The following is a 24,296-nucleotide window of genomic DNA, read 5'->3' on the forward strand; positions in this document are numbered from 1 at the left end:
GGGGGCCGCGGGTCAGGCGCCGCGCCGCCCCCGCCGGGTCGTCGTCGGCCGCCACCTGATCGAGTACGCGCACCCAGCGCTCGCCGTGCGCGTCGGCGAACGCGGCGGCGACCGCGGCGACCCGCCGGCCGGTGACCGGCGACGGCGTCGCGCCCCCGCCCGGCGTCGCGCCCCCGCCCGGCGTCGCGCCCCCGCCCGGTGACGCGGATCCGGCCCGGGCAGTGGACCCGGCCCGGGCAGCAGAGCCAGTCCGGGCAGGGGACCCGGCCGGTCGAGTGGACCCGAGCGCCGGACCGGCCGGCACTCCGGCGAGGGCGGCCCGGTCTGCGGCGACGGTGATCAGGTCGGGCGAGCCGCAGCGCGCCGCCTCCACCGCGCCGGACCGGTCCACACGCACGATCGTGGCGCGCAGGTGACCCGCCGGGGCGAGGTCGCGTACCGCCTGGTCGAGCACCCCGGCGAGGCGCTGCGGCGACGCTGCCGGCCGGGCGTGCCGGCGGAACGTCTGCTCGATCGCCCGCCGCCCGGCGGGCGTGTCCAGCGCGGCGCCGGTGACGGTGCCGACCAGGGCGAGAAGCCCGCCGCCGCGCAGCGGGACGGCGGCGCCGATCTCGCCGGGCGAGCCGCAGACCGCCAGCGCCGCGCTTCCCGGGCCGGCCGGCACGGTGAAGACCGCGACGTCCGTGGGCCCGGCGGCGCGCGTCACCGACGCGGTCCGGGTCCGTCGGCGGGCCCACGCCAGCAGGGGCACCGCGGTCAGGCTGAGCGTGGAGGCGAGCAGCGCCTGCGGGTCGCTGCGGTGGCCGGGGATCACCGGTACGAGGACCGACGCCACCACCAGCACGCCCGCCCACGCCGACACCAGTGCCGCCACCCGGGGCCGGGCCGAGACGCCGAGCAGGCCGGGCAGCAGCACCCAGCCGATCGGGGTGCCGACCTCGGCGACGCCCATCAGCACCGCGTTCCCGGTGGTGCCCGCCAGGGCGGCTCGCATCGGCAGCACGCCCACCACCCTATCCGGGCCCCCGCCGTACCGGCCGAGACCCAACCTCACTCCTTACCCTGTGCGGGACCCGGACGACACGACACGAGCGCGTGATTCTCTCGACATACCGTCGTGCCGCCTGGCCAGTTAGGGTTGACGTACCGAGCGTCGATCTTGAGGAGTGTGTGTGCTGGTTCTGGTGGCGGTCCATGCGCTCGCAGCCGTGATCGCCCCCGTGCTGGTACGCCTACTCGGTCGACGCGCTCTCTACGTCCTCGCCGCCGTTCCCGCCGCGGCGGGAGTCTGGGCCCTGACCCGCACCGAGGAGGTCCGCGCGGGCCGGCCGGTCGTCGAGACGGTCACCTGGGTGCCGCAGCTCGGCCTCGACCTGGCGCTGCGGATGGGCACGCTGTCCTGGCTGCTGGTGCTGCTCGTCGGCGGCGTCGGCGCCCTCGTGCTCGTCTACAGCGCGCGCTACTTCCACTCCGACGACCCGAGCCTCGGCCGGTTCGCCGCGGTGTTCGTCGCGTTCGCCGGCGCGATGCTCGGCCTGGTGGTCTCCGACGACCTGCTGCTGCTGTACGTGTTCTGGGAACTGACCACGGTCTTCTCGTACCTGCTGATCGGCAGCGACCCCACCAAGCGGGCCAGCCGGCGCGCCGCGATGCAGGCGCTGCTCGTGACCACGCTGGGCGGCCTGGCGATGCTCGCCGGGTTCGTCATGCTCGGCCAGCACGCCGGCTCGTACCGGTGGTCCGAGATCGCCGGGAACCTGCCGGAGGACGGATACCTCACCGCCGCGCTGGTGCTCGTCCTGCTCGGCGTGACGAGCAAGTCGGCGATCTTCCCGTTCAGCTTCTGGCTGCCGCGCGCGATGGCCGCGCCCACGCCGGTCAGCGCCTACCTGCACGCCGCCGCCATGGTCAAGGCGGGCGTGTTCCTGGCCGCGCTGATGGGCCCGGCGGTCGGCCAGGCCACCGTGTGGCGCGCCATCCTGCTCGGCGGCGGCCTGATCACGCTGTTCCTCGGCGGCTGGACGGCGCTGCGGCAGGTCGACCTCAAGCTGCTGCTGGCGTACGGCACGGTCAGCCAGCTCGGCCTGCTCATGGTGATCCTCGGCGCGGGCACCCGCGACACCGCGCTGGCCGGCGCCGCGATGCTGCTGGCGCACGCCCTGTTCAAAGCCACCCTCTTCCTCGTCGTCGGCGTCGTCGACCACGTCACCGGCACCCGGGACCTGCGCGAGCTGAGTGGGCTGGGCCGCCGTGCGCCGGTGCTCGCGGCGGTCGCCGGGCTCGCCGCCGCCTCCATGGCCGGGCTGCCGCCGCTGTTCGGATTCGTGGCCAAAGAGGCAGCGCTGGAGGCGTTCCTGCACGGCGGGCCGGTCGAGCTGCTGGTACTCGCCGGGGTGGTGGCCGGTTCGGCGCTCACCGTCGCGTACACGTTGCGTTTCCTCTGGGGCGCGTTCGCCGCCAAGCCCGACGTGCCCGACACCCCTGTCGAACGGATCGAGCCGGCCTTCCTCGGCCCGGCGGCGGTGCTCGCCCTCGCCGGCCTCGTGGTCGGGATCGCCGCTCCGGCGGTGGACCGGGTGCTCGCCCCGTACGCCGACCAGTTCCCCACCGCCGATCCCGGCTACCACCTCGCGCTGTGGCACGGCCTGACGCCGGCGCTCGGCCTGTCGGCGCTGGCCGTCACCGGCGGCGTCGGGCTGTTCCTGCTGCTGCAGCGCCGCCGCCCGCGCCTGCTGCGGCTGCCCTTCGACGGCGCCACCGGCTACGAGCGGCTGGCGAGCGCGGTCGACCGCGCGGCGGTGGAGCTCACCGGCGCCACCCAGCGCGGATCCCTGCCGTTCTACCTCGGCGTCATCCTGCTGGTGCTGGTGATCCTGCCGGGCGGGGCGGTGCTGGCCGGCCTGCCCTGGGCGCAGCGGTTCCAGCTCTGGGACACCCCGTTGCAGGCCGTCGCGGGAGCGGTCGTCGTGGTCGCCGCGCTGGTCGCCGCGCGCGCCCGCCGCCGGCTGACCGCCATGATCCTGGTCGGGGTGACCGGCTACGGCACGGCGCTGCTGTTCATCCTGCACGGGGCGCCGGACCTGGCGCTCACCCAGTTCCTGGTGGAGACCGTCACGATCGTGATGTTCGTGCTGGTGCTGCGCCGCCTGCCGCGCCGGTTCTCGGCCCGCCCGATCCGCGCCACCCGGCAGTTCCGCGTGGCGCTCGGCGTGGCCGTCGGCGTGGTCACCGCCGGCATGGCGTACGTGGCGGCGGGCAGCCGGGTCGCCACGCCGATCTCGGTCGGCTTCCCGGACGAGGCGGTCTCCTACGGCGGCGGCAAGAACGTCGTCAACGTGACGCTCGTCGACATCCGGGCCTGGGACACGATGGGCGAGATCGCGGTGCTGGTGGTGGCCGCCACCGGTGTGGCCAGCCTGATCTTCCGCGGCACCCGCGCCCTGGACCTGCGCAGCGGCATCCCCGGCGTCGGCCGGCAGCAGTCGTCGCGCCCGCGCTGGCTCACCAGCGGCGCGACGTCCCGGCAGCAGTCGGTGATCCTCCAGGTCGTCACCCGGCTGCTCTTCCACGCCATCCTGCTGTTCTCCATCTACCTGCTCTTCTCCGGCCACAACGCGCCGGGTGGCGGGTTCGCCGCCGGGCTGGTCGCCGGTCTCGGGCTCGCGGTGCGGTATCTGGCGGGCGGGCGTACCGAACTCAACGGCGCCGCACCGGTGGACGCCGGCTTCGTGCTCGGCGCGGGACTGTTCGTCGCGGTCGGCACCGGCGTCGCCGCGATGCTGCTGGGCGGCGAGTTCCTGCAGAGCGCGACGCTCGACTTCCACCTGCCGCTGCTGGGCCACGTCCACTTCGTCACGTCCGTCTTCTTCGACGTGGGCGTCTACCTCATCGTGGTCGGCCTGGTGCTGGACATCCTGCGCAGCCTGGGCGCCGAGATGGACCGCCAGGAGGAGGACGACGAGCAGGAGACCGAGCCGGCCGGCGTACGGGAAGAGGAGCTGGTATGAGCCCGAACATTCCCAACCTGGTCTACATCCTGGTGATCGGCGTCCTGTTCGCCACCGGGGTCACACTGCTGCTGGAACGCAGCCTCACCCGCGTCCTGATGGGGGTCATCCTGCTCGGCAACGGCGCGAACCTGCTGCTGCTCACCGGCGGCCGGGCCGGCGGCCCGCCGATCGTCGGCACCTCCGCCCAGGAAGACATGGCCGACCCGCTGCCGCAGGCCATGGTGCTGACCGCGATCGTGATCACGCTCGGCATGACCGCGTTCCTGCTCGCCCTGGCCTACCGCAGCTGGCACCTCAACGGCCACGACGAGGTGCAGGACGACGTCGAGGACCGCCGCATCATGGAACTGGCCGACCGGGACGAGGGCCCCGGCACCGCCGACGCCGACACCGCGGACGGCGGCCCCGCGGACGGCAGCCCCGAGGCTCGGGTCCTGGCCGAGGCGGAGGGCGGCCGATGACCTGGCTCGTCCCGCTGCCGGTGGTGATGCCGCTGCTCGGCGCGGCCCTCACGCTGCTGCTCGCCCGGCGGGCCCGCGCCCAGCGCTGGGTCAGCATCGTCGTGCTCGCCGCCACCGTCGCCGTGGCGGCACTGCTCCTGGTCCAGTCGTCGCTGGACGGCCCGCTCGTGGTCGAGGTGGGCGGCTGGGTCGCGCCGATGGGCATCGTGCTCGTCGCCGACCAGCTCGCCGCGTTGATGCTCGTGGTCTCCGCCTCGGTCACCCTGTGCGTGCTCGTCTACTCCATCGGGCAGGGTATGGCCGACGGCAACGAGGAGACGCCGCTGTCGGTCTACCACCCGACCTATCTCGTGCTGACCGCCGGCGTGTGCAACGCCTTCCTCTCCGGCGACCTGTTCAACCTCTACGTCGGCTTCGAGATCCTGCTGGTCGCCAGCTACGTGCTGCTGACGCTCGGCAGCACCGAGACGCGGATCCGGGCCGGCACCACGTACGTCGTGGTCAGCCTGCTCTCGTCGCTGATCTTCCTGGTGGCGATCGGCCTGGTCTACTCCGCCACCGGCACGCTGAACCTGGCCCAGCTCGCCGACCGCCTGGACGCGCTGCCCGACGACATGCGCCTGGTCCTGCAGGGCATGCTGCTGCTCGCGTTCGGGATCAAGGCGGCGGTGTTCCCGCTGTCGGCGTGGTTGCCGGACAGCTACCCGACCGCGCCCGCGCCGGTGACCGCCGTCTTCGCCGGCCTGCTCACCAAGGTCGGCGTGTACGCGATCATCCGCACCGAGACGCTGCTGTTCCCCGGCGGACGCACCGCCGACCTGCTCATGGTGATAGCGGCGTTGACCATGGTGGTCGGCATCCTCGGCGCGGTGGCCCAGTCGGACATCAAACGACTGCTGTCGTTCACGCTGGTCAGCCACATCGGCTACATGCTGTTCGGGGTCGGCCTGACCACCCCGCTCGGCCTGTCCGCGGCGATCTTCTACGTGGTGCACCACATCACCATCCAGACCACGCTGTTCCTCGCCGCCGGCCTGGTCGAACGACGCGGCGGCAGCACCGCGCTGGACCGGCTCGGCGGGCTGGCCCGGCTGTCACCGCTGCTGGCGCTGCTGTTCTTCGTACCGGCGCTCAACCTGGCCGGCATCCCACCGTTCTCCGGGTTCCTGGGCAAGCTCGGCCTCGTGCAGGCCGGGGTGGACGACGGCGGGTTCCTGGCCTGGGCGCTCGTCGCGGGCGGGCTGCTGACCAGCCTGCTCACCCTCTACGCCATCGCCCGGGTGTGGAACCTGGCGTTCTGGCGGGCGCCGCACCCGGACATGCCGGAACCCGGCGACGCCGACCGGGCGGCCCGCACCGGTGGCGCCGAGCAGCCGCACGAGGGCGCCTCGCCGGCCGGGGCCGTGCTGCCACGGCTGATGACGGTGCCGACCGCCGCCCTGGTGGTGCTCGGTCTGGCGCTGACAGTGGTGGCCGGGCCGCTGTTCGAGATCAGCACCGACGCCGCCGACGACCTGCTGCGCCGTGCCCCGTACGTGGAGGCCGTGTTCCCGGAGGGACCGCCGTGACCAGTCAGCCGAAAGCGCCGCTGACCCCCCGTGACCGCTGGCGCAACCGCGCGATCGCCGTGACCGGCCTGGTCACCGTCTGGGTGCTGCTGTGGGGCACCTTCAGCTGGGCGAACGTGATAAGCGGACTGGTGGTCGCCGCCGTGTTGCTCGTGGTCTTCCCGCTGCCCCCGGTGACCTTCGCCGGCCGGATCCGGCCGGTGCCGCTGCTGAGATTCCTGGCCCGCTTCCTGCGCGACCTGGTGGTCGCGTCGGTCCAGATCGCCTGGCTGGCCGTCCGGTCCAGACACCCGCACTCGGCGATCATCGCGGTGCCGCTGCGGGTGAACACCGACCTCAACCTCACCCTCAACGCCGAAGCCCTGTCGCTGGTGCCGGGCAGCCTGATCCTGGAGGCCGACCGGCGTACCGGCACCCTCTACGTGCACGTCATCGGCATCCGCAGCCTCGACGAGGTGGAGCGCTTCCGGCAGAGCGTGCTGGAACTGGAGGGGCGCATCGTCGCCGCCGTCGGCTCGGCCGAGGAACTGGACCTGATCCGTCGATCCGCACCCACCGGCCCGTCCGGGTCGGTCGAGCTGGAAGGAGCACCGACGTGACCGTCGTCGCCGTGATCGTCACCGCGCTGCTCGTCGCGGCCGGTGGGCTCACCCTCGTCCGCATCATCCGTGGGCCGTCGATCCTCGACCGGGCCGTCGCCACCGACGTGCTGCTCGCCGTCGCGGTCGCGGCCATCGCCACCGAGGCCGCGTACAGCCGGGACGCCACCGCGCTGCCGGTGCTCGTGGTCCTCGCCCTGGTCGGGTTCGTCGGCTCGGTGAGCGTCGCCCGCTTCGCGGCTCGGAGAAACCCGAAATGACGCTCGACACGATCCTGGACACCGTCGCCGGCGTCTGCCTGGTCGCGGGCGCCCTGCTCTGCCTGGCCGCCGGCATCGCGCTGATCCGCTTCCCGGACGTGCTGTCGCGGATGCACGCGGCGGCCAAGCCGCAGGTGCTCGGGCTGCTGCTGGTGCTGCTCGGCTGCGCGTTGCGGCTGCGTACCGGGGTGGACATCACCACGCTGGTCCTGGTGGGCCTGTTCCAGCTCGCCACCGCCCCGGTCGCCGCGCACATGGTGGGGCGGACCGCGTATCCGCACGACGACATCCGGCGGGACCTGCTGATCACCGACGAGTTGGCCGGCGACATCGACCGGATCCGGGCGGACCGGGCCGGCGAGCCGCAGGACACGTCGCCGGCCCGCACGTCCTGAGACTCCGCCCCAGCGTCGAGGCAGGGAGCCCATGAGCGGCACGGTCTACGAGAACGCCCGCATCCACACGCTCGACCCGGCCCGCCCGCGCGCCGAGGCGATGCTGGTCCGCGGCGAGCGGATCGTCGCCGTCGGCGACCTCGCCGAGTGCCGGGACCGGGCCGGCGGCGGCGCGCGCCGGATCGACCTCGGCGGGATGGCCGTGCTGCCCGGGCTGATCGACAGTCACATCCACGCCGCGTCCTACGTACGCGGGCTGGACCAGGTGGACCTGCGCGGCACGGCGAGCCTGGACGAGGCGCTGACCCGGATCGCGCGGCACGCCGCCACGCTGCCGCCGGACGCCTGGCTGTTCGGTGGCGGGTGGGACAGCAACAGGTGGACCCGGCCGGCGCAGCCGACCCGCACCGACCTGGACCGGGTCTGCCCGGACCGCCCGGCCGCGCTGCCCAGCGTCGACGGCCACACCATCTGGGTGAACAGCGCCGCGCTGGCCCGCCTCGGCATCGACGCCGCCACCCCCGACCCGCCCGGCGGGCAGATCGCACGCGACGAGCACGGTGAGCCGACCGGCGTCCTGCGCGAGGCGGCGGCCGACGCGGCGTACGCGGTGGTGCGCTCCCCGCACGCCGGTGACCTGGTCGCGCAGTTGCGCGTCCACCTGCCCCGGCTGCTCGCCGCCGGCCTGACCGGCATCCACGACCTGGACGGGCAGGACGCCCGCGCCGCCTACGAGACGCTGTACGCCCGGGGCGAGCTGCCGCTGCGGGTGCACAAGACGATCCCGGCCACGGCGGTGGACGAGGCGATCGACAGCGGCTGGGCCACCGGCGACGGGGACCGGTGGCTGAGCACCGGCCCGGTGAAGATCTTCACCGACGGCGCGCTCGGCTCGCACACCTGCCTGATGAGCGAGCCGTACGACGGCGAGCCCGGCAACCACGGCATCGCCGTCACCCCGGCCGAGGAGTTCGAGCGGCTGCTGGCCACCGCCGCCGGGGCCGGCATCGCGGTGGCGGCGCACGCCATCGGCGACGCGGCGAACCGGATGGTGCTGCGGGCGTACGCGCGCTGGCGCGATTCGGCCGGGCCCGGCCCGGCGGCGCGGCTGCGGCACCGGATCGAGCACACGCAGCACCTGCTGCCCGAGGACGTGCCGTTGCTCGCCCGCTCCGGCGTGATCGCCTCGATGCAGCCCACCCACTGCACCAGCGACATTCCGCTGACCAGCCGGATGCTCGCCGGCCGGGACCTCGCCTCGTACGCCTGGCGCAGCCTGCTCGACGCCGGGGCCGTCGTGGCGTTCGGGTCGGACGCCCCGGTGGAGGACCCCGACCCGTTCTTCGGCGTGCACGCCGCGGTGACCCGGCAGCAGCCCGACGGGACCCCGCCCGGCGGCGTCGACCCGCACGAGCGGCTCGACCTGGACACGGCGCTGCGCTGCTTCACCGAGGCCGGCGCGTACGCCTCCTACGAGGAGCACCTGAAGGGGCGGCTGCGCCCCGGCATGCTCGCCGACTTCATCGCGCTGCCCACCGACCCGTACCGGGTGGAGCCGGCGCGACTGCGGGACCTGACAGTGGCGCTGACCGTGGTCGGCGGCGTGGTGCGCTGGCAGCGCTGACCGTGTCCCGCCCGGACGCCGCTGTCCGGGCGGGACACGGCTCTCAGGCGCCCTTCACCCAGCCGAGGCTGAACCGGGCGAAGTAGATGCCGCCGGTGTCGCCCACCTCGTACAGGTTGCCGACCGTGCCGTCGGCCAGCACCGCCATCGTCGAGTAGCCGGCGCCGCCGGGCTTGACCAGTGCCCGCGCCGGCCAGCTCGCGCCGTCGTCGGTGGACAGCCGTACGGTGAGGTCGTTGCGCGCGCTCGGGTGCGCGTTGTTGCTGAACAAGGCCGTGCGGGTCCGCACCGGCGCCCGGTTCGCGCCGACCTCGGCGGGCCGCAGGTAGGACATCTCGTCGGCGTTGCACAGCGGGTCGGTCAGCAGCGTGCTGGCCGTGGCCGCGCCGAACGTCGCGGCGCCGTCGGTGGAGGTGGCGTAGAAGCGGCTGCGGGTCGAGTTGTGCCGCATGTTCTGCACGATCGCGCCGGTGCCGCGCTCGATCGCCTTGCTCTCGTTGATGTTCCCGCCGGCGGATCCGCCACGGCGCCAGGTCGCGCCGTTGTCGTCGCTGTAGATGTTCGCGGCGTGGCTGGTGCCGGCCGAGTCCCGGTAGGCGATCGGCTGGATCAGGCGTCCGGTGCTGGTCTGGATGCCGTGACCGGAGGAGAAGAACACCTGCCGCCAGGTGGGGTCCTTGACCGCCGGGTTCAGCTCGACGGGCGCGCTCCAGGTGGCGCCGTTGTCCCGGCTGGTGATGTAGCGCAGGTGCATGCTGTTCGGGTCGTCGGCGGTGTTCAGGCCGGAGCCGCCGGACCAGAAGCTGATGCCGGGCCTGGGGGAGTAGGTGAAGAAGCAGTAGACGACGCCGGTGGCGCGGTCCACGAGCAGGCTGGGGTCGCCGACGCCCTCGCTGGTGGTGGGCGGGGCGTGGATGACCCGGGGCTGCTCGAAGGTGCGGCCGCCGTCGGTGCTGCGGATCATCACGATCTGGATGTTGTTGGTGCCGCCGCCGAGGTCGTACGAGCCGTTCACCCGGGCGTCGGCCACGGCGATGACGGTGCCGTTGTTGGTGACGGCCAGGCCGGGGATGCGGACCGAGGCGACGGTGCCGTCGTACCGGCCGCCCGTGCCGTTGAGGTCGCGGATCACGGTCTGCGTGGTGAGCAGCGTGGTGCTGGTCATCTGCGGGTTGCCGGTGGCCAGGTCGCAGGAGGTGGTGCCGCGCAGCGTGGTGTCGAAGCCGGGGGCGGTGACCCGCAGCGTGTACGGGGCGCCGGCGCCGACGGTCCAGTAGTGCAGGTAGTTGCCGCCGGCGGCGATGGTGCGGGTCCACGGCGAGCCGGTGCGTCCGGGCCACGTGACGGTGAAGTCCCGGGCGGTCGTGGTGCGGTTCTCCAGCGCGAGCTGCAGGCGGCCGTTGGTGCAGTCGAAGCTGGTGAGCGCGGACATGCCGGTGCCGCAGTGGAAGAGGCCGGAGGTGGTCTCGTCCAGGCCGGTCGGGGTCGTCGTGCGCAGCGTGTACGGCGTGCCGGGGGACAGCGTCCAGTACAGCTCGGCGCCGCTGCCGGCCGCGACGGTGCGGGTCCAGGGCGAGCCGGACCGGCCGGGCCAGGTGACTGTGTACGTCTGTGCCGTGGTGCTGCGGTTGTCCAGAAGCAGGAGCAGCCGGCCGGTGGTGCAGTCGGCGCCGACGGTGGCGCTCACGCCGGCGGGGGCGGCCTGGGCCGGGGTGGCGGGGAGCACCGTGAGCAGGCCGAGGAGGACGGCCAGTACGGCGGTCACCCGGCGTGGTATCGCACGGACAGGGGGCACGGGGGATTCCTTCCGGACGGGGGTGGGGATCGGAGCGATAGCATCAGACGTCGGACGTCCGATGTTGGGTACGTACGCTAAGCCGATCGATGGGACCCGTCAAGGAATCGGACGATGTGGACCGTGCACAAAGGGCGCGCGCAGGCCGGCCGGTCCGCGGCCGGCCTGCCGGTGTCCGGTCGCCGGGTCAGGCCTGGGCGGCGCGGGCGATGCTCGCCCGGATGGGCGCGTAGTGCTCGGCGATGGCCGAGCGCAGCGCCGCCGCGTCCCCGGCGGTGAGGGCGGCCACGATGGCCTGGTGCCGCTGGGCGGTGATGACCCGGTCCTCCGGCTCGGTGCGCAGGGTCGGCGCGACGATGGCCTGCACCTGCCAGAACGCCTCGGTCAGCTGGACCAGCAGGTCGTTGCCGAGTGGCTCCATCAGCTTCAGGTGGAAGGCCCGGTCGACGTCGAGGAAGTCCTCGCCCTGTGCCGCCCGGCTGCGCATCTCGTCGGCGAGCGCGGACAGCTCCGACCGGTGCTCCTCGTCCAGGGCGTCGATGACGGTGGCCGCCAGCCCCTGCTCCAGCGTCTGCCGGATGTCGACGACCTGGGCCAGTACGTGGTGGTCGTCCTCGCCGCTGAGCAGCCCTCGGAACGTCAGGCTCTCCACCAGGGCGTTGAGGGACATCCGGCCGACGAACGTGCCGTGGCCGTGGCGCACCTCGACGATGTCGAGCGCGGAGAGGATCTTGACGGCCTCGCGGACGCTGGAGCGGCTGGCGCCGACCGCCTCGCACAGCTCCGTCTCGGTGGGCAGGAGGTTGCCCGGCTTGAGGCGGTTGCGCAGGATGTACTCCTTGATCCTGGTGGCGACCTCCTGCCGGCGAGGGCTCGGCCGCTCGGCGCCGCGTAGCGGACTGGCGTCAATGGTCGTCATCTGCCCCTTGCCCTTCGTTCCCGAATCTGACACCCTCACCCTACCGGCATCAGACGTCAGACGTCATACACCTTACACTTCACATCCCCGGCGCGAGCGGCGACGCGAGCGCATGAAGAGCCTATGGAGGCATCTACGTGAGCACCACCGGTAAGTCGCGGAGCTGGCGCGTGCCGCGCCGCCGCGTCCGCCCCCTGGCCGTCGCCTCCCTCGGAGCGACCCTCGCCCTCGGGCTGGTGGCCTGCAGCGGCGGTCCCGCCTCGACCAACGCGGTCAGCGGCGGGAAGGCGGGCACGTCGATCGAGGCCACCCTGGCGTTCACGCTCTCCAGCGGTTTCGACCCGGGCAACGCCTCCTCCGCCGTGGCGACCGCCGTCAACCAGCACGTCTTCGAGGGTCTCGTGGACCTCGACCCGATCACGCGGGAACCCTACAACGCGCTGGCCAAGAGCGACCCGACGCCCGGCGCCGACGGCCTCACGTACACCGTGACGCTGCGCGACGGCGCGAAGTTCTCCGACGGCACCCCCGTCACCGCCGAGGACGTCGCCTGGTCGTTCACCCGCGTGCTGAAGCCGGCGGACCCGAAGGCGCCGCCGCTGATGCAGGGCTTCGTCTCGTTCCTCGACAGCGTCACCGCCAAGGACGCGGCCACCGTCGAGTTCAAGCTGAAGTACCCGTTCGCCCTGTTCAGCGAGCGGATCTCGGTCATCAAGGTCGTGCCCAAGGCCAAGACCGGTGACGCGGCAGCGGCCAAGGCGTTCGACACCGCGCCGATCGGGTCCGGCCCGTTCAAGGTGGACAGCGCGTCCAAGGAATCCGGCATCAAGCTGAGCAAGAACGAGACCTACAACGGCCCGCGCCCGGCCAAGGTCGAGACGATGACGTGGAACACCACCACCGAGGCGTCGGCCCGGGTGTCGGACCTGCAGGGCGGCCGCGTGCAGGCCATCGAGGCCGTGCCGTACCTGAACGTCGACTCGCTCAAGGACAAGTACACGATCGACGTGAAGCAGGCCTTCAACCAGGTCTTCCTCATGTTCAACAACGCCGCCGCGCCGTTCAGCGACAAGCGCGTCCGCCAGGCCCTGCACTACGCCATCGACAAGGACGCGGTCATCAAGACCGCGCTCAACGGCTACGGCAGCCCGGCGACCAGCTACCTCGACGAGGGCAACAAGGCGTACCAGAAGGCCGCCACCGTCTACGACTACAACCCGGACAAGGCCAAGGCCCTGCTCCAGGAGGCCGGCGTCACCAACCTGTCGTTCCGGCTCGACACCACCGACAACTCGGTGGTCAAGGACGTCGCCCCGCTGGTCATCGAGCAGTGGAAGAAGGTCGGCGTCAACGCCACGCTCAACACCGTGCCGTCCTCGGCCATCTACGGCGACATCGTCCCCAAGGACACGTTCCGGGTGCTCATGGCCACCGGTGACCCGAGCGTCTTCGGCGTCGACACCGACCTGCTGATGCGCTGGTACTACTTCGGCGAGACCTGGCCGGGCCAGCGTTACCGCTGGAGCGACGCCAACCGCAAGGCCATGGGCGACCTGCTGGACAAGGCCGCGCAGACCTCCGACGAGGCGGCCCGCAAGGCGCTGTGGAAGCAGGCCCTGGACATGGTGGCGGACGACGCCCCGCTCTACCCGATCCTGCACACCAAGGTCGTCACCGCGTACGACCCGGCCAAGCTCGACGGCTTCTCGGGCGCCTCGACCACCGGCCTGTACTTCCTGGGCACCGGCCGGACCGGCTGAGCCCACTCGGGGCTCCGCCCCCGCCTCCGTCCCGTCCGGCCGCACGTGACCCGTGCGGCCGGGCGGGACGCCCCGGCGCCCCGCCACGAGAAAGAGAATCCATGCTGACCGTCCTGAACCTGGTCGCACGACGATTCCTGACGCTGATCCCCCTGGTGCTGGGCATCACGCTCTTCGTCTTCGTGATCATGCAGTTCTCCCCGATCGACCCGGCGCTGTCCGTCCTCGGCGACCAGGCCACGCCGGCGCAGGTCGAGGCGTTCCGCGCCGCGAACGGGCTGAACGACCCGCTGCCGCTGCGCTACCTGCACTTCCTCGGCGACCTCGTCCGCGGTGACCTCGGCATGACGTTCCCGCCGTCGGTCCCGGTCGCCGAGAAGATCGCCATGGCGTTGCCGCTGACCATCCAGCTCACCGCGCTCGGCGTCGTCGGCGCGCTGGTCATCGCGCTGGCCCTCGGCATCCCGGCCGCCCTGTACCGGGACCGCTGGCCCGACCAGGTCATCCGGATCGTCTCCATGGCCGGCATCGCCACGCCGTCGTTCTGGCTGGCCCTGCTGTTCATCCAGGAGTTCTCGGTCCGCCGCCCGATCTTCCCGACCGGCGGATACGTCAACCCCGCCGACTCGGTCGGCCTCTGGCTGCAGTCCCTCGCGCTGCCCGCGCTGGCGCTGGCCGTACCGGTCGGCTGCTCGCTGGCCCGCATCGTCCGCACGTCGATGGTCGAGGAACTCGACAAGGACTACGTCCGCACCGCCGTCGGCGCCGGACTGCCACCGCGCGTGGTGATCGGCCGCAACGTGCTGCGCAACGCGCTGGTCAACCCGCTCACCGCGCTCGGCCTGCGGATCGGCTACCTCATCGGCGGCACCGTCGTCATCGAGGCCATCTTCTCGCTGCCCGGCATGGGCACCCAGATCATGAGCGCCGTCCAGCAGAACGACACCGCGCTCGCCCAGGGCACCGTGCTCACCATCGCGCTGTGCTTCGTCCTGGTGAACCTGGTCGTCGACATCCTCTACCTCTTCGCCAACCCCCGACTGCGCGGAGGCCACTGATGCGCCGGTCCCTCACCACGCGGCTGTCCCGCCCCGGCATGGCCTTCGCCCGGCTCGGTCTCGCGGCCCGGTTCGCGCTCGGCTTCGTCGCGCTCATCGTCGTGGTCGGCGTGCTCGCCCCGCTGCTGCTGCGCCACGACCCCACCCAGACCGGCCTCGGACCGGCGCTGACCGGCCCGAACGGCGACTTCTGGTTCGGCCTGGACAAACTCGGCCGCGACGTCTTCTCCCGGCTGGTCGCCGGCACCCGGCGCTCCCTGATCGTCGGTTTCGGCGCGGCCGGCATCGCGCTGGTGCTCGGCGCGATCCTCGGCGCGCTCGCCGGCAGCAGCCGCACCGTCGTCGACGAGATCATCATGCGCTGCCTCGACGTGGTCATGGCCTTCCCCACGATCGTGCTCTCCGCGCTGCTGATCATCTCGTTCGGCAAGAACAGCCTGCTGGTCCTCGTCATCGCGATCGGGTTCGTGTTCACCCCCTCGGTCGCGCGCATCGTCCGCGCCAACGTGCTGTCCCAGTACGGCGAGGACTACGTGGCCGCCGAGCGCATCATCGGCGCCCGCCGCCCGCACATCCTCTGGCGGCACGTCCTGCGCAACTGCGCCGCCCCGATCCTCGTCTTCGTCACCGTCATGGTGGCCGACGCGATCGTCTTCGAGGCGTCCCTGTCCTTCATCGGCGGCGGCCTCGCCCCGCAGGAGGCGGCCTCCTCGTGGGGCTCGGTCATCGCCTTCGGCAAGGAGATGGTGCAGATCGGCGGCTGGTGGGCCACATTCTTCCCCGGCCTGCTGATCCTGCTCACCGTGCTGGCGCTCAACGTGCTCTCCGAGGGCATGTCCGACGCCTGGGCCGCCCCGGCCGCGCGCCGCGCCACGTCCACCACCAGCGGTGACGCGCTGGAGCAGGCGCAGCCCGGCACCGGCGAGGTGGTCGGGCTGCCCGGCCTGGCCGAGGCGGCGCAGCGGCTGCGTGAGCGCGCCCGCCCGCTGCCGCAGGGCAAGCCGGTCCTTCAGGTCAGCGACCTGTCCATCGGCTTCGAGGGCCGCCACCTCGGCGTCGACATCGTCGACGGGCTCACCTTCGACGTACGCCCCGGCGAGGTCGTCGGCCTGGTGGGGGAGTCCGGCTCCGGCAAGTCGCTGAGCGTCCTCGCCGTCATGGGTCTGCTGCCGCAGGGCACCCGGGTACGCGGCGAGATCCGCTTCCAGGACACGGACCTGCTGAAACTCAACGCCAAGGGCCGCCGCGCCCTGATGGGCCGCGAGATCGCCATGGTCTACCAGGACGCGCTGTCGGCGCTGAACCCGGCGCTGCGCGTCGGCGCCCAACTCGCCCAGATGATCCGCCGCGGCGGCACCCGCTCGGCCGAGGAACTGATGCGGCTGGTCGGGCTGGACCCGCGGCGCACGCTCGCCGCGTACCCGCACGAGCTGTCCGGCGGGCAGCGGCAGCGCGTCGTGATCGCCATGGCGCTGTCCCGCGACCCGAAGCTGATCATCGCGGACGAGCCGACCACAGCGCTCGACGTCACCGTGCAGGCCCAGGTGATGGCGCTGCTGCTGGAGCTGCGCGAGCGGCTCGGCTTCGCCCTCATCCTGGTCAGCCACGACCTCGCCCTGGTCAGCGACGTCTGCGACCGGGTCGTGGTGATGTACGGCGGGCAGATCGTGGAGACCGGCGTGACCGCCGACGTGATGGAGGCGCCCGCCCACCACTACGCCCGCGGCCTCCTCGGCTCGGTCCTGTCCCTGGAGACCGGCGCGGAACGGCTCACCCAGATCCGCGGCGTGGTGCCCTCACCGGCCGACTTCCCGAAGGGTTGCCGGTTCTCCGACCGCTGCCCGATGGCGACCGAGATCTGCCGGGACACCGCGCCCACCATGGCGGGCACGGACGGCCACGGGTACGCCTGCCACCACCCCGCCGTCACGGTCAGCGAGAAGGAGCCGGCCCGATGAGCGCCACCGCCGAGCACCGGCCGATCGCCGAGCTGAGCGATGTGCACGTGGTGCACGCCGCACGCGGCGGCGGCATGTTCAGCCGGGAGAAGGTCTACGCGCTCACCGGCGCCGACCTGGCCATCCGGGCCGGCGAGACGGTCGGCATCGTCGGCGAGTCCGGCTGCGGCAAGTCCACCCTCGCCAAGGTGCTCGTCGGCCTACAACGGCCGACCGCCGGCACGGTGTCCTTCGCCGGCAAGGACGTGTGGTCGATGACCGCCACCGAACGGCGCGAGCACATCGGCGCCGGCGTCGGCATGATCTTCCAGGACCCGGCCACCTCACTGAACCGCCGGATGCCGGTACGCGACATCCTGCGCGACCCGCTCGACGTGCACCGCCGGGGCACCCGGCAGCAGCGCGAGCAGCGGGTGACCGAGCTGATGGCCCTGGTCGGCCTGCCCCGCTCGGTCGCCGACGTGCTGCCCAGCCAGCTCTCCGGCGGCCAGCGCCAGCGGGTGTCCATCGCCCGCGCGCTGGCCCTGGAACCGGGGCTGGTCATCGCCGACGAGCCGACCAGCGCGCTCGACGTGTCGGTCCGCGCGCAGATCCTCAACCTGCTGCTGGACCTCAAGGACCGGCTCGGCCTGGCCATGGTGCTGGTGTCGCACGACATCCAGACCGTCAAGCGGGTCAGCGACCGGGTCGTCACCATGTACCTGGGCCGCATCGTCGAGCAGACCCCCGCCGACCTGCTGCCCGAGGGCGGCCGGCACCCGTACACCCGGGCCTTGTTCTCGGCCACGCCGGGCCTGCTCTCACCGATCGAGCCCATTCCGCTGGTCGGCCCGGTCCCGTCGGCGACCCGGCCGCCGAGCGGCTGCCCGTTCCGGACCCGCTGCTGGGCCGCCACCGACGGCTGCGCCGTGGACATGCCCGCGCCGCGCCCCGCCGAGGGCGCGGGCCACGAGTTCCGCTGCCACCACCCGGTGCCCGCCGGCACCGCCAACACCGAACTGGTCGCGCTCGCCACCTCGGCGACCGGCCGCACCACAACTGAGTCTGTCGAGGAGAACCTGTGACCACCCCAGCCCCGCGGTTCGCCGGAGTCGTGCCGCCGGCCGTCACCCCCCTGACCGAAGAGGGCGAGGTCGACGTCCACTCCCTGGAACGGCTGGTCGAGTGGCTGCTCGACGCCGGCGTCGACGGCATCTTCGCCCTCGGCAGCTCCGGCGAGACGGTCTTCCTCACCGACCGGCAGCGGGACCTCGCGCTGGAGACCATCGTCAAGACCGCCGGCGGCGCCGTGCCGGTCCTCGCCGGCTGCATCGAACCCACCACCCGCCGGGTCGTGGAGCGGGCCGAGGCGTCCACCCGGCTGGGCGCGGACGGCCTCGTCGTGACCGCCCCGTTCTACGCCATCGTCGGCCCGCACGAGATCGAGCGGCACTTCCGCGCCGTCGCCGCGGCGGTCGAGCTTCCGCTGCTGGCGTACGACATCCCGGTCTGCGTGCACAGCAAGCTCTCCGTCGACCTGCTGACCCGCCTCGCCGCCGAGGGCGTGCTGGCCGGCGTCAAGGACTCCAGCGGCGACGACGTGGCGTTCCGCCAGCTGGCGCTCGCCATCGCCGAGCACGCGCCGGAGCGCGACTTCAGCCTGCTCACCGGCCACGAGGTCGTGGTCGACGCGATGATGCTCGCCGGTGGCTCCGGCTCGGTGCCCGGACTGGGCAACGTGGACCCGGCCGGATACGTGCGGCTGCACCGCGCCTGCGTGGCCGGCGACTGGGCCGCGGCCCGCCGGGAACAGGACCGCCTGACCCGGTTGTTCCGCATCGTCGACGCGGCCGACCCGGCCACCTCGGCGGGCGCCACCCGGGGCGTCGGCGCGTTCAAGACCGCGCTGTCCCTGCTCGGCGTCATCGCCGGCAACGCGGTGTCGCTGCCGCTGCGGCCGCTGGACGACGCCGAGACGGGCCGCGTGCGTACCCAGCTGGAACTGGCCGGGCTGCTCTGACCATGCCCGAGGTGAGCACGACCGGTCTGGTCGCCGCGCTCGACATCGGCGGCACCAAGACCATAGCCGCGCTGGTCACCGCCTCCGGCGAGGTCGTCGGCCGGCACAGCGCGCCGACACCTGGCCGCTCCGGCGCCGCCGCGGTGCTCGACACCGCCGCCGGCCTGGTCGAGAAGCTGCGGGCGGACGCGCCGGGTGTCGTACGGGCGCTCGGCGTCGGCAGCGCCGGCGTCATCGACAGCGGTTCCGGCCTGGTGCTGTCCGCCACCGACGTGCTGACCGGGTGGGCCGGCACGGACCTGCGCGGCGACCTGGCTCGGCGTCTCGGTGTGCCGGTCACCGTGGTCAACGACGTGCACGCCCACGCGCTGGGCGAGGCGCGTCACGGCGTCGCGGCCGGGTACGACACGGTGCTCTACGTCGCCGTGGGCACCGGCGTCGGGGCGTCGTTCGTCCTCGGCGACACAGTGCTCGCCGGTGCGCACAGCGCGGCCGGGCACGCCGGGCACCAGCCGTCGGCGTACGCCGGAACGCTGCCCTGCACCTGCGGCGGGCGCGGGCACCTGGAGGCGATCGCCGCCGGGCCCGCGCTCACCGCCGAGTACGTCCGGCGTACCGGCCGCCCGGTGGCCGACCTGCGGGCCGTCGCCGCGCTCGCGGCAGGTGGCGACGAGACGGCCCGCGACGTCGTCCGGCTCGGCGGCACGGCCGTCGGGTCCGCCGTCGGCGGCCTGGTCAACGTGCTCGACCCCGCCGCCGTGGTGATCGGCGGCGGCGTCACCGGCCTCGGCGAGCCGTGGTGGCGGGCGCTGCGTGACGCGGTGCCCGCCGAGACGCTGCCCGGCCTGGCCGGCGTGCCGGTCCTCGCCTCCACCCTCGGCCCCGACGCGCCGCTGCTCGGCGCCGCCTCGCTCGCCTGGAAGGTCTCATGAACTCCCTCGTCGACCAGTTCCGCCACCGCCTGGTGGTCTCCTGCCAGGCGTACCCGGGTGAGCCCATGCGCGACCCGGACACCATGCGCCGGGTCGCGCTCGCCACCGCCCGCGGCGGCGCCGCCGGCATCCGCGCGCAGGGACTGGCGGACATCGCGGCCATCCGCGCGGCGGTGGACCTGCCGCTGATCGGGCTCTGGAAGGACGGCGACGACGACGTCTTCATCACCCCGACGCTCGAACACGCGCTGGCCGTCGCCGACGCCGGGGCGCACGTCGTCGCGCTCGACGGCACGTCCCGGCCCCGCCCCGACGGCCGTACGCTCGCCGAGACGATCGCCGCCGTGCACGAGCGCACCGGCGCGCTGGTGATGGCCGACTGCTCCACGTTCGACGAGGGCATCGCCGCCGCCGCTGCCGGCGCCGACCTGGTCGGCACCACGCTCTCCGGGTACACCGCGTACACCACCAAGGGCGACGGGCCGGACCTGGACCTGGTCGCCCGGCTCGCCGCCGCGGTCGACGTCCCGGTGGTCGCCGAGGGACGCATCCACACCCCGGAGCAGGCCGCGCAGGCGCTGCGGGCGGGCGCGTGGACGGTGGTGGTCGGCACCGCCATCACCCACCCGAGCACCATCACCGGCTGGTTCGCGTCCGCCGTACGGGAGGCCGCGTCGTGCCGCTGACCGACCTCGACCTGGCCGGCTGCCTCGCGTACCGGCCGGAGCTGGACGTGCCGGCGGACCTGGACGGATTCTGGGCGCGCACGCTCGACGGCGGCGGCGACCCGGCGGCGGTCTACGAGCCGGTCGACACCGGGCTGACCCAGATCCGGACGTACGCGGTCACGATCCCCGGTTTCGGCGGTGAGCCGGTACGCGGATGGCTGCACCTGCCCGCCGGTGCCGACGGGCCGCTGCCCTGCGTGGTCGAGTACCTCGGCTACGGCCGGGGCCGCGGCCTGCCGCACGAGAAGCTGTTCTGGGCGGCGGCCGGTTTCGCGCACCTGATCATGGACAGCCGGGGCCAGGGGTGGAGCGCCGCCACCGGCGGCACGCCCGACCCGCACCCCTACCCGGCCGGCACCGTGCCCGGCTTCCTCACCCGGGGCGTCGCCGACCCGGCGGAGCACTACTACCGGCGGCTCATCACCGACGCGGTCCGGTTCGCCGAGGCCGCCCGGCGGCACCCGGCCGTCGACCCGGCGCGGGTGGCGGTGACCGGCTTCAGTCAGGGCGGCGGCCTCGCACTCGCCGTCGGCGCGTTGTGCCCGGACGTCGTGGCCGTCATGCCGGACGTGCCGTTCCTGTGCGACATCCGCCGGGGCGTGCGCGTCGCCGGGCCGGACAGCCCATACGCCGAGGTCGTCGAGTACCTCGCGCTGCACCGCGACCGCGCCGACCAGGTGTTCCGCACGCTGTCCTACCTGGACGCCGCAGTGCTCGCGCCGCGCGCCACCGCGCCGGCGCTGTTCTCCATCGCCCTGCGTGATCAGGTCTGCCCGCCGTCGACCTGCTTCGCCGCCTACCACCGCTACGGCGGCGACAAGGACGTGCGGGTGTACGAGTTCAACGACCACGAGGGCGGCGAGGCAGCACACCAGCGCGAACAGCTCACCTGGCTGCGCGGCATCCTGGGCGGCTAACGGGCCCGTTCCACCACGTAGTCGGTCAGCTCCAGCAGGAAACGGCCGTCCTCGGTGTCGGCGGCGGCGCCCAGCGCCCGCTCACCCTCACGCCGGGCCGCCAGCGCGAGATCCCGGGCGCTGCGCCGCGCCGACTCCACACAGTCGTACGCGAGCAGCCGCCCGTGCAGCCAGCGCACCTCGGCGTCGGTGCGCTGCGCGCGGGTACGGCTCAGCAACCGCACGAGCCGTTCACGTTCCTCCGGTGTGCACCGCCGCATGAAGTCGATCAGGATCAGCGTGCGCTTGCCCTCCCACAGGTCACCGGCGATCTCCTTGCCGTAGCGGGCGTAGTCGCCGGTGAGGTTGAGCGCGTCGTCCTGGATCTGGAACGCCGCGCCCAGATACCAGCCGTACCGATCCAGCACGTCGACGGCGTTCTCCCGGCCGGTCGCCACGAGGACGCCGGTGCGGCACGGGTAGATGCACGTGTACCAGGACGTCTTCTTCAGGCACATCCGGTAGTAGTCGTCCGCGTCCAGGTCGCACACGTTGTCGCGGATCCAGCCGATCTCGAGCGCCTGCCCCTCCAGCGAGTGGCGCATCATCAGCTCGGTCTCGGTGAACAGCCGCCACGCGATCCCGGAGCCGAGCGCCGCCCGGTTCGCGGCCAGCCGCCGCAACGCCAGCAGGTTCGTCATGTTGCCGACGTTCAGCGCCACGCCCACGCCGTACTCGGCGTGCAGCGTCCGCCCGCCGCGCCGCTGCTCGCTTTCGTCCTGGATGTCGTCGTGGATGAGGAAGGCGTTGTGGAACAGCTCCACTGTCACCGCGGCGTTGAGGCCCACCGCGTCGCCGCCGCCGAACGCCCGGCACGTGGCCAGGCACAGCGCGGCGCGTAGCCCCTTGCCCCACCGGCGCGGGTACTCCGCGACCAGGTCGTAGAGGTAGCGCGGGCCGCCGTCGGGCACGTCGTCGAGCAGCGCGCCGAGGGCCAGCCCGCGATAGCGCTCCAGCATCCGTTCCACGTGCCCGCCGGCCACCCCGGCGGTCGGCGCCATCGCGCGGCTACCGGTCCGTCGGCCGCTTCGGGGCCGGCGACGCCAGCCGGTCCGCGAGCCCGTTTGCGACCTCGGGGGCCAGCCGCGCCAGATTGAGTACGGTGTCCAGCGCGTCGTGCGCGTCCGACGTGTACCGCCGGATCACCTCACCGCGCTGGTCGTCGGCCATCTTCAGCTGCCCGACCACAGTGTCGATCAGGGCGTGCCCGTCGGTGCGGACCCGCGCGACGAGTTCGTCGAACGCCTCCGGGTCGACCCGGCGGCTCTCGGTCAGCTTCTCCTCGAGCCGCCGGGCGCCGGCCAGCCCCGCCGCGAGTTCCTCCTCCAGCACCGTGGCCGCGTGGGTCACGGTCTCCGAGGTCTCCTCGGCCACCTTCTCGAAGCGCTCGTTCGTGCGCTCACGCTCCACGTTCTCCATGCGGCGGAGTCTCCACCCGGCTCCGGCCGACGGGCTAGGCATGTGTCGCGATGGTGACTGACGGTAATGACCGCAGGTGGGGGTCAGGGGTGTCGGCGCGAGCGCCGGGTCAGGACCAGACCGGCGACCAGGAGTACGCCGAGGGCCACTGCGGCGAGCCCGACCGAGGTGATGACCGTCGTGCCACTGCCGGTCACCGGCAACGGCGGGATCGGCTTGTGCGGCCCCGGCTTGGGCGGCTTCGGTGTGGGCGGTTCCGGTGTCGGCGGTGTCGGGGTGGGCTGCACCGGCCCGGCGACGACCACGGTCGCCGAGCAGTTCGGCGTACAGTCCGGGTCGGTGGCGCCTTCGGGTGGTGTGACGGTGGTGGTGTTCGTGAGGTCTCCGGTGGTGTCTGCGGGCACGGTTCCGGTGATCGTGTAGGTGAGCGTGCCGCCCGCGAGGACGGTGACGGTGTCGTTGATGTCCCCGTTGCCCGAGGCGGTGCAGGTGCTGCCGGTGGACGCCTCACACGTCCAGGTGAAGCCGGGCAGCGGCAGCGGGTCGGTGACTGTGGTGCCGACGGCGTCGGAGGGCCCGCCGTTGGTGACGGTGACCGTGTAGGTCAGGGGAGTACCCGGCACGTACGGGTTCGGCGTGGCCGTCTTGGTCACCGCCAGGTCGACAGTCGGAGCCGCCGGGGTCACCACGGTCGCGGTGCAGTTCGGTGTGCAGCCGGGATCGGTGGCGCCCTCGGGCGGGGTGACGGTGGCGGTGTTGGTGAGGTCTCCGGTGGTGCCTGCGGGCACGGTCCCGCTGATCGTGTAGGTCAGGGTTCCGCCCGCGAGCACGGTCACCGTGTCGTCGATGTCGCCGGTGCCGGCGGCGGCGCAGGTGCTGCCGGTGGACGCCGCGCAGGTCCAGGTGAAGCCGGGCAGCGGCAGGGGATCGGTGACGGTGGCGCCGACGGCGTCGGACGGCCCGCCGTTGGTGACGGTGACCGTGTACGTCAGGGAAGTACCCGGCACGTACGGATTCGGCGTGGCCGTCTTGGTCACCGCCAGGTCGACGGTCGGCCGGCCCGGGGTCACGACCGTCGCCGTGCAGTTCGGCGTGCAGCCGGGATCGGAGACACCCTCGGGCGGGGTCACGGTGGTGGTGTTGGTGAGGTCGCCGGTGGTGCCTGCGGGCACGGTCCCGCTGATCGTGTAGGTGAGCGTGCCGCCGGCGAGGACGGTGACGGTGTCGTCGATGTCGCCGGTGCCGGCGGCGGTGCAGGTGCTGCCGGTGGACGCCTCACAGGTCCAGGTGAAGCCGGGCAGCGGGGGCGTGTCCGTGACTGTGGCGCCGACGGCGTCGGACGGGCCGCCGTTGGTGACGGTGACCGTGTACGTCAGCGACGCCCCCGGCATGTACGGGTCAGGGGTTGCCGTCTTGGTGACGGCCAGGTCGACGGCGGGTGCCGCCGGGGTCACCACCGTCGCGGTGCAGGTGGGCGTGCAGCCGGGGTCGGAGACCCCGTCGGGTGGGGTGACCGTCGCGGTGTTCGTGAGGTCGCCGGTGGTGCTCGACGGCACGGTCCCGCTGACCGTGTACGTGAGCGTCCCGCCCGCGAGCACGGTCACGGTGTCGCTGATGTCCCCGGTGCCGGAGGCGGTGCACGTGCTGCCGGTGGACGCCGCGCAGGTCCAGGTGAACCCGGGCGCCGGCAGGGGATCGGTCACAGTGGCGCCGACGGCGTCGGACGGCCCGCCGTTGGTGACCGTGACGGTGTACGTCAGCGGTGCGCCCGGCACGTACGGGTTCGGGCTCGCCGTCTTCGTCACGGCCAGGTCGACGGTGGGGATGACCTGGAGCGTGGCGGAGCCGGGCGGGT

General features: G+C 73.2%; 21 protein-coding genes. 15 read left to right on the forward strand and 6 right to left on the reverse strand.

Annotation, left to right across the window (positions count from 1 at the left end):
• On the reverse strand, positions 1–994 hold a 994-nt coding region (locus KBX43_RS30340; protein WP_210888521.1), incomplete at its 3' end, for a SpoIIE family protein phosphatase.
• 178 nt (positions 995–1,172) lie between these two features.
• Here KBX43_RS30340 and KBX43_RS30345 point away from each other — a divergent pair.
• Genes KBX43_RS30345 through KBX43_RS30375 form a run of 7 tightly spaced genes read left to right on the forward strand, consistent with a single transcriptional unit; the run spans position 1,173 to position 8,917 of the window.
• Positions 1,173–4,007 (forward strand): Na+/H+ antiporter subunit A, encoded by a 2,835-nt coding sequence (locus KBX43_RS30345; protein WP_210888499.1) that lies wholly within the window; start codon positions 1,173–1,175, stop codon positions 4,005–4,007.
• Positions 4,004–4,471 (forward strand): Na(+)/H(+) antiporter subunit C, encoded by a 468-nt coding sequence (locus KBX43_RS30350; protein ID WP_043324758.1) that lies wholly within the window; start codon positions 4,004–4,006, stop codon positions 4,469–4,471. The genes KBX43_RS30345 and KBX43_RS30350 overlap by 4 nt, the downstream gene beginning before the upstream one ends.
• Positions 4,468–6,039 carry a Na+/H+ antiporter subunit D gene (locus KBX43_RS30355; RefSeq protein ID WP_064446269.1) on the forward strand — a complete coding sequence of 524 codons (1,572 nt, stop codon included), beginning with the start codon at positions 4,468–4,470 and terminating at the stop codon, positions 6,037–6,039. The genes KBX43_RS30350 and KBX43_RS30355 overlap by 4 nt, the downstream gene beginning before the upstream one ends.
• Positions 6,036–6,638: a Na+/H+ antiporter subunit E gene (locus KBX43_RS30360; protein WP_064446268.1), complete on the forward strand. Its 603-nt coding sequence runs from the start codon at positions 6,036–6,038 to the stop codon at positions 6,636–6,638. Before KBX43_RS30355 ends, KBX43_RS30360 begins: the two co-directional genes overlap by 4 nt.
• Positions 6,635–6,898 carry a monovalent cation/H+ antiporter complex subunit F gene (locus KBX43_RS30365; RefSeq protein ID WP_043324755.1) on the forward strand — a complete coding sequence of 88 codons (264 nt, stop codon included), beginning with the start codon at positions 6,635–6,637 and terminating at the stop codon, positions 6,896–6,898. Before KBX43_RS30360 ends, KBX43_RS30365 begins: the two co-directional genes overlap by 4 nt.
• Positions 6,895–7,293: a monovalent cation/H(+) antiporter subunit G gene (mnhG, locus tag KBX43_RS30370; protein ID WP_069090130.1), complete on the forward strand. Its 399-nt coding sequence runs from the start codon at positions 6,895–6,897 to the stop codon at positions 7,291–7,293. The genes KBX43_RS30365 and mnhG overlap by 4 nt, the downstream gene beginning before the upstream one ends.
• Before the next feature lie 31 nt (positions 7,294–7,324).
• On the forward strand, positions 7,325–8,917 hold the full coding sequence (locus KBX43_RS30375) for an amidohydrolase (protein ID WP_210888501.1): 1,593 nt from the start codon (positions 7,325–7,327) through the stop codon (positions 8,915–8,917).
• Between the two features lie 43 nt (positions 8,918–8,960).
• Here KBX43_RS30375 and KBX43_RS30380 read toward each other — a convergent pair whose 3' ends face one another.
• The gene (locus KBX43_RS30380; RefSeq protein ID WP_210888503.1) at positions 8,961–10,712 is read right to left on the reverse strand and encodes an exo-alpha-sialidase; all 1,752 of its coding nucleotides are present in this window, start codon (positions 10,710–10,712) and stop codon (positions 8,961–8,963) included.
• Between the two features lie 187 nt (positions 10,713–10,899).
• Positions 10,900–11,631 (reverse strand): FadR/GntR family transcriptional regulator, encoded by a 732-nt coding sequence (locus tag KBX43_RS30385; protein ID WP_104114786.1) that lies wholly within the window; start codon positions 11,629–11,631, stop codon positions 10,900–10,902.
• A gap of 137 nt (positions 11,632–11,768) precedes the next feature.
• Here KBX43_RS30385 and KBX43_RS30390 point away from each other — a divergent pair, with 137 nt between their 5' ends.
• The 8 genes from KBX43_RS30390 (at position 11,769) to KBX43_RS30425 (ending at position 20,983) form a co-directional block, all read left to right on the forward strand.
• Complete coding sequence (locus tag KBX43_RS30390; RefSeq protein ID WP_210888505.1) at positions 11,769–13,391, forward strand: ABC transporter substrate-binding protein; 1,623 nt, start codon at positions 11,769–11,771, stop codon at positions 13,389–13,391.
• A gap of 101 nt (positions 13,392–13,492) precedes the next feature.
• Entirely contained in the window at positions 13,493–14,449 is a 957-nt protein-coding gene (locus KBX43_RS30395; protein WP_064446265.1) for an ABC transporter permease, read from the forward strand.
• The gene (locus KBX43_RS30400) at positions 14,449–16,407 is read left to right on the forward strand and encodes a dipeptide/oligopeptide/nickel ABC transporter permease/ATP-binding protein (RefSeq protein ID WP_210888507.1); all 1,959 of its coding nucleotides are present in this window, start codon (positions 14,449–14,451) and stop codon (positions 16,405–16,407) included. Before KBX43_RS30395 ends, KBX43_RS30400 begins: the two co-directional genes overlap by 1 nt.
• On the forward strand, positions 16,404–17,471 hold the full coding sequence (locus tag KBX43_RS30405; protein ID WP_210888509.1) for an ABC transporter ATP-binding protein: 1,068 nt from the start codon (positions 16,404–16,406) through the stop codon (positions 17,469–17,471). The genes KBX43_RS30400 and KBX43_RS30405 overlap by 4 nt, the downstream gene beginning before the upstream one ends.
• Entirely contained in the window at positions 17,468–18,406 is a 939-nt protein-coding gene (locus tag KBX43_RS30410; RefSeq protein WP_069090135.1) for a dihydrodipicolinate synthase family protein, read from the forward strand. Before KBX43_RS30405 ends, KBX43_RS30410 begins: the two co-directional genes overlap by 4 nt.
• 2 nt (positions 18,407–18,408) lie before the next feature.
• The gene (locus KBX43_RS30415; RefSeq protein ID WP_210888511.1) at positions 18,409–19,338 is read left to right on the forward strand and encodes an ROK family protein; all 930 of its coding nucleotides are present in this window, start codon (positions 18,409–18,411) and stop codon (positions 19,336–19,338) included.
• Positions 19,335–20,024, forward strand: a complete 690-nt coding sequence (locus KBX43_RS30420; RefSeq protein ID WP_210888513.1) for an N-acetylmannosamine-6-phosphate 2-epimerase — start codon at positions 19,335–19,337, stop codon at positions 20,022–20,024. Before KBX43_RS30415 ends, KBX43_RS30420 begins: the two co-directional genes overlap by 4 nt.
• On the forward strand, positions 20,015–20,983 hold the full coding sequence (locus KBX43_RS30425; RefSeq protein WP_210888515.1) for an acetylxylan esterase: 969 nt from the start codon (positions 20,015–20,017) through the stop codon (positions 20,981–20,983). The genes KBX43_RS30420 and KBX43_RS30425 overlap by 10 nt, the downstream gene beginning before the upstream one ends.
• On the opposite strand, the gene KBX43_RS30430 is transcribed toward KBX43_RS30425, so the two are convergent.
• The 3 genes from KBX43_RS30430 to KBX43_RS30440 form a co-directional block, all read right to left on the reverse strand.
• On the reverse strand, positions 20,980–22,023 hold the full coding sequence (locus tag KBX43_RS30430) for a polyprenyl synthetase family protein (RefSeq protein ID WP_210888517.1): 1,044 nt from the start codon (positions 22,021–22,023) through the stop codon (positions 20,980–20,982). The two genes, KBX43_RS30425 and KBX43_RS30430, sit on opposite strands and share 4 nt — an antisense overlap.
• Positions 22,024–22,030: 7 nt before the next feature.
• The gene (locus KBX43_RS30435) at positions 22,031–22,441 is read right to left on the reverse strand and encodes a hypothetical protein (RefSeq protein ID WP_013477142.1); all 411 of its coding nucleotides are present in this window, start codon (positions 22,439–22,441) and stop codon (positions 22,031–22,033) included.
• Between the two features lie 83 nt (positions 22,442–22,524).
• Positions 22,525–24,296 (reverse strand): LPXTG cell wall anchor domain-containing protein (locus KBX43_RS30440; RefSeq protein ID WP_210888519.1); only part of this gene is annotated, 1,772 nt, incomplete at its 5' end.

The sequence above is a fragment of the Micromonospora sp. C41 genome (genome assembly GCF_018070485.1).
In the GTDB taxonomy this organism is placed as follows: Bacteria; Actinomycetota; Actinomycetes; order Mycobacteriales; family Micromonosporaceae; genus Micromonospora; species Micromonospora chalcea.

What these genes read in the sequence shown, in the direction of transcription:
- KBX43_RS30420 (WP_210888513.1), top strand. Translation starts at nt 19,335, where the DNA reads ATGAACTCCCTCGTCGACCAGTTCCGCCACCGCCTGGTGGTCTCCTGC.
- KBX43_RS30385 (WP_104114786.1), bottom strand. Translation starts at nt 11,631, where the DNA reads ATGACGACCATTGACGCCAGTCCGCTACGCGGCGCCGAGCGGCCGAGC.
- KBX43_RS30435 (WP_013477142.1), bottom strand. Translation starts at nt 22,441, where the DNA reads ATGGAGAACGTGGAGCGTGAGCGCACGAACGAGCGCTTCGAGAAGGTG.
- KBX43_RS30355 (WP_064446269.1), top strand. Translation starts at nt 4,468, where the DNA reads ATGACCTGGCTCGTCCCGCTGCCGGTGGTGATGCCGCTGCTCGGCGCG.
- KBX43_RS30395 (WP_064446265.1), top strand. Translation starts at nt 13,493, where the DNA reads ATGCTGACCGTCCTGAACCTGGTCGCACGACGATTCCTGACGCTGATC.
- mnhG (WP_069090130.1), top strand. Translation starts at nt 6,895, where the DNA reads ATGACGCTCGACACGATCCTGGACACCGTCGCCGGCGTCTGCCTGGTC.
- KBX43_RS30405 (WP_210888509.1), top strand. Translation starts at nt 16,404, where the DNA reads ATGAGCGCCACCGCCGAGCACCGGCCGATCGCCGAGCTGAGCGATGTG.
- KBX43_RS30350 (WP_043324758.1), top strand. Translation starts at nt 4,004, where the DNA reads ATGAGCCCGAACATTCCCAACCTGGTCTACATCCTGGTGATCGGCGTC.
- KBX43_RS30415 (WP_210888511.1), top strand. Translation starts at nt 18,409, where the DNA reads ATGCCCGAGGTGAGCACGACCGGTCTGGTCGCCGCGCTCGACATCGGC.
- KBX43_RS30400 (WP_210888507.1), top strand. Translation starts at nt 14,449, where the DNA reads ATGCGCCGGTCCCTCACCACGCGGCTGTCCCGCCCCGGCATGGCCTTC.
- KBX43_RS30375 (WP_210888501.1), top strand. Translation starts at nt 7,325, where the DNA reads ATGAGCGGCACGGTCTACGAGAACGCCCGCATCCACACGCTCGACCCG.
- KBX43_RS30430 (WP_210888517.1), bottom strand. Translation starts at nt 22,023, where the DNA reads ATGGCGCCGACCGCCGGGGTGGCCGGCGGGCACGTGGAACGGATGCTG.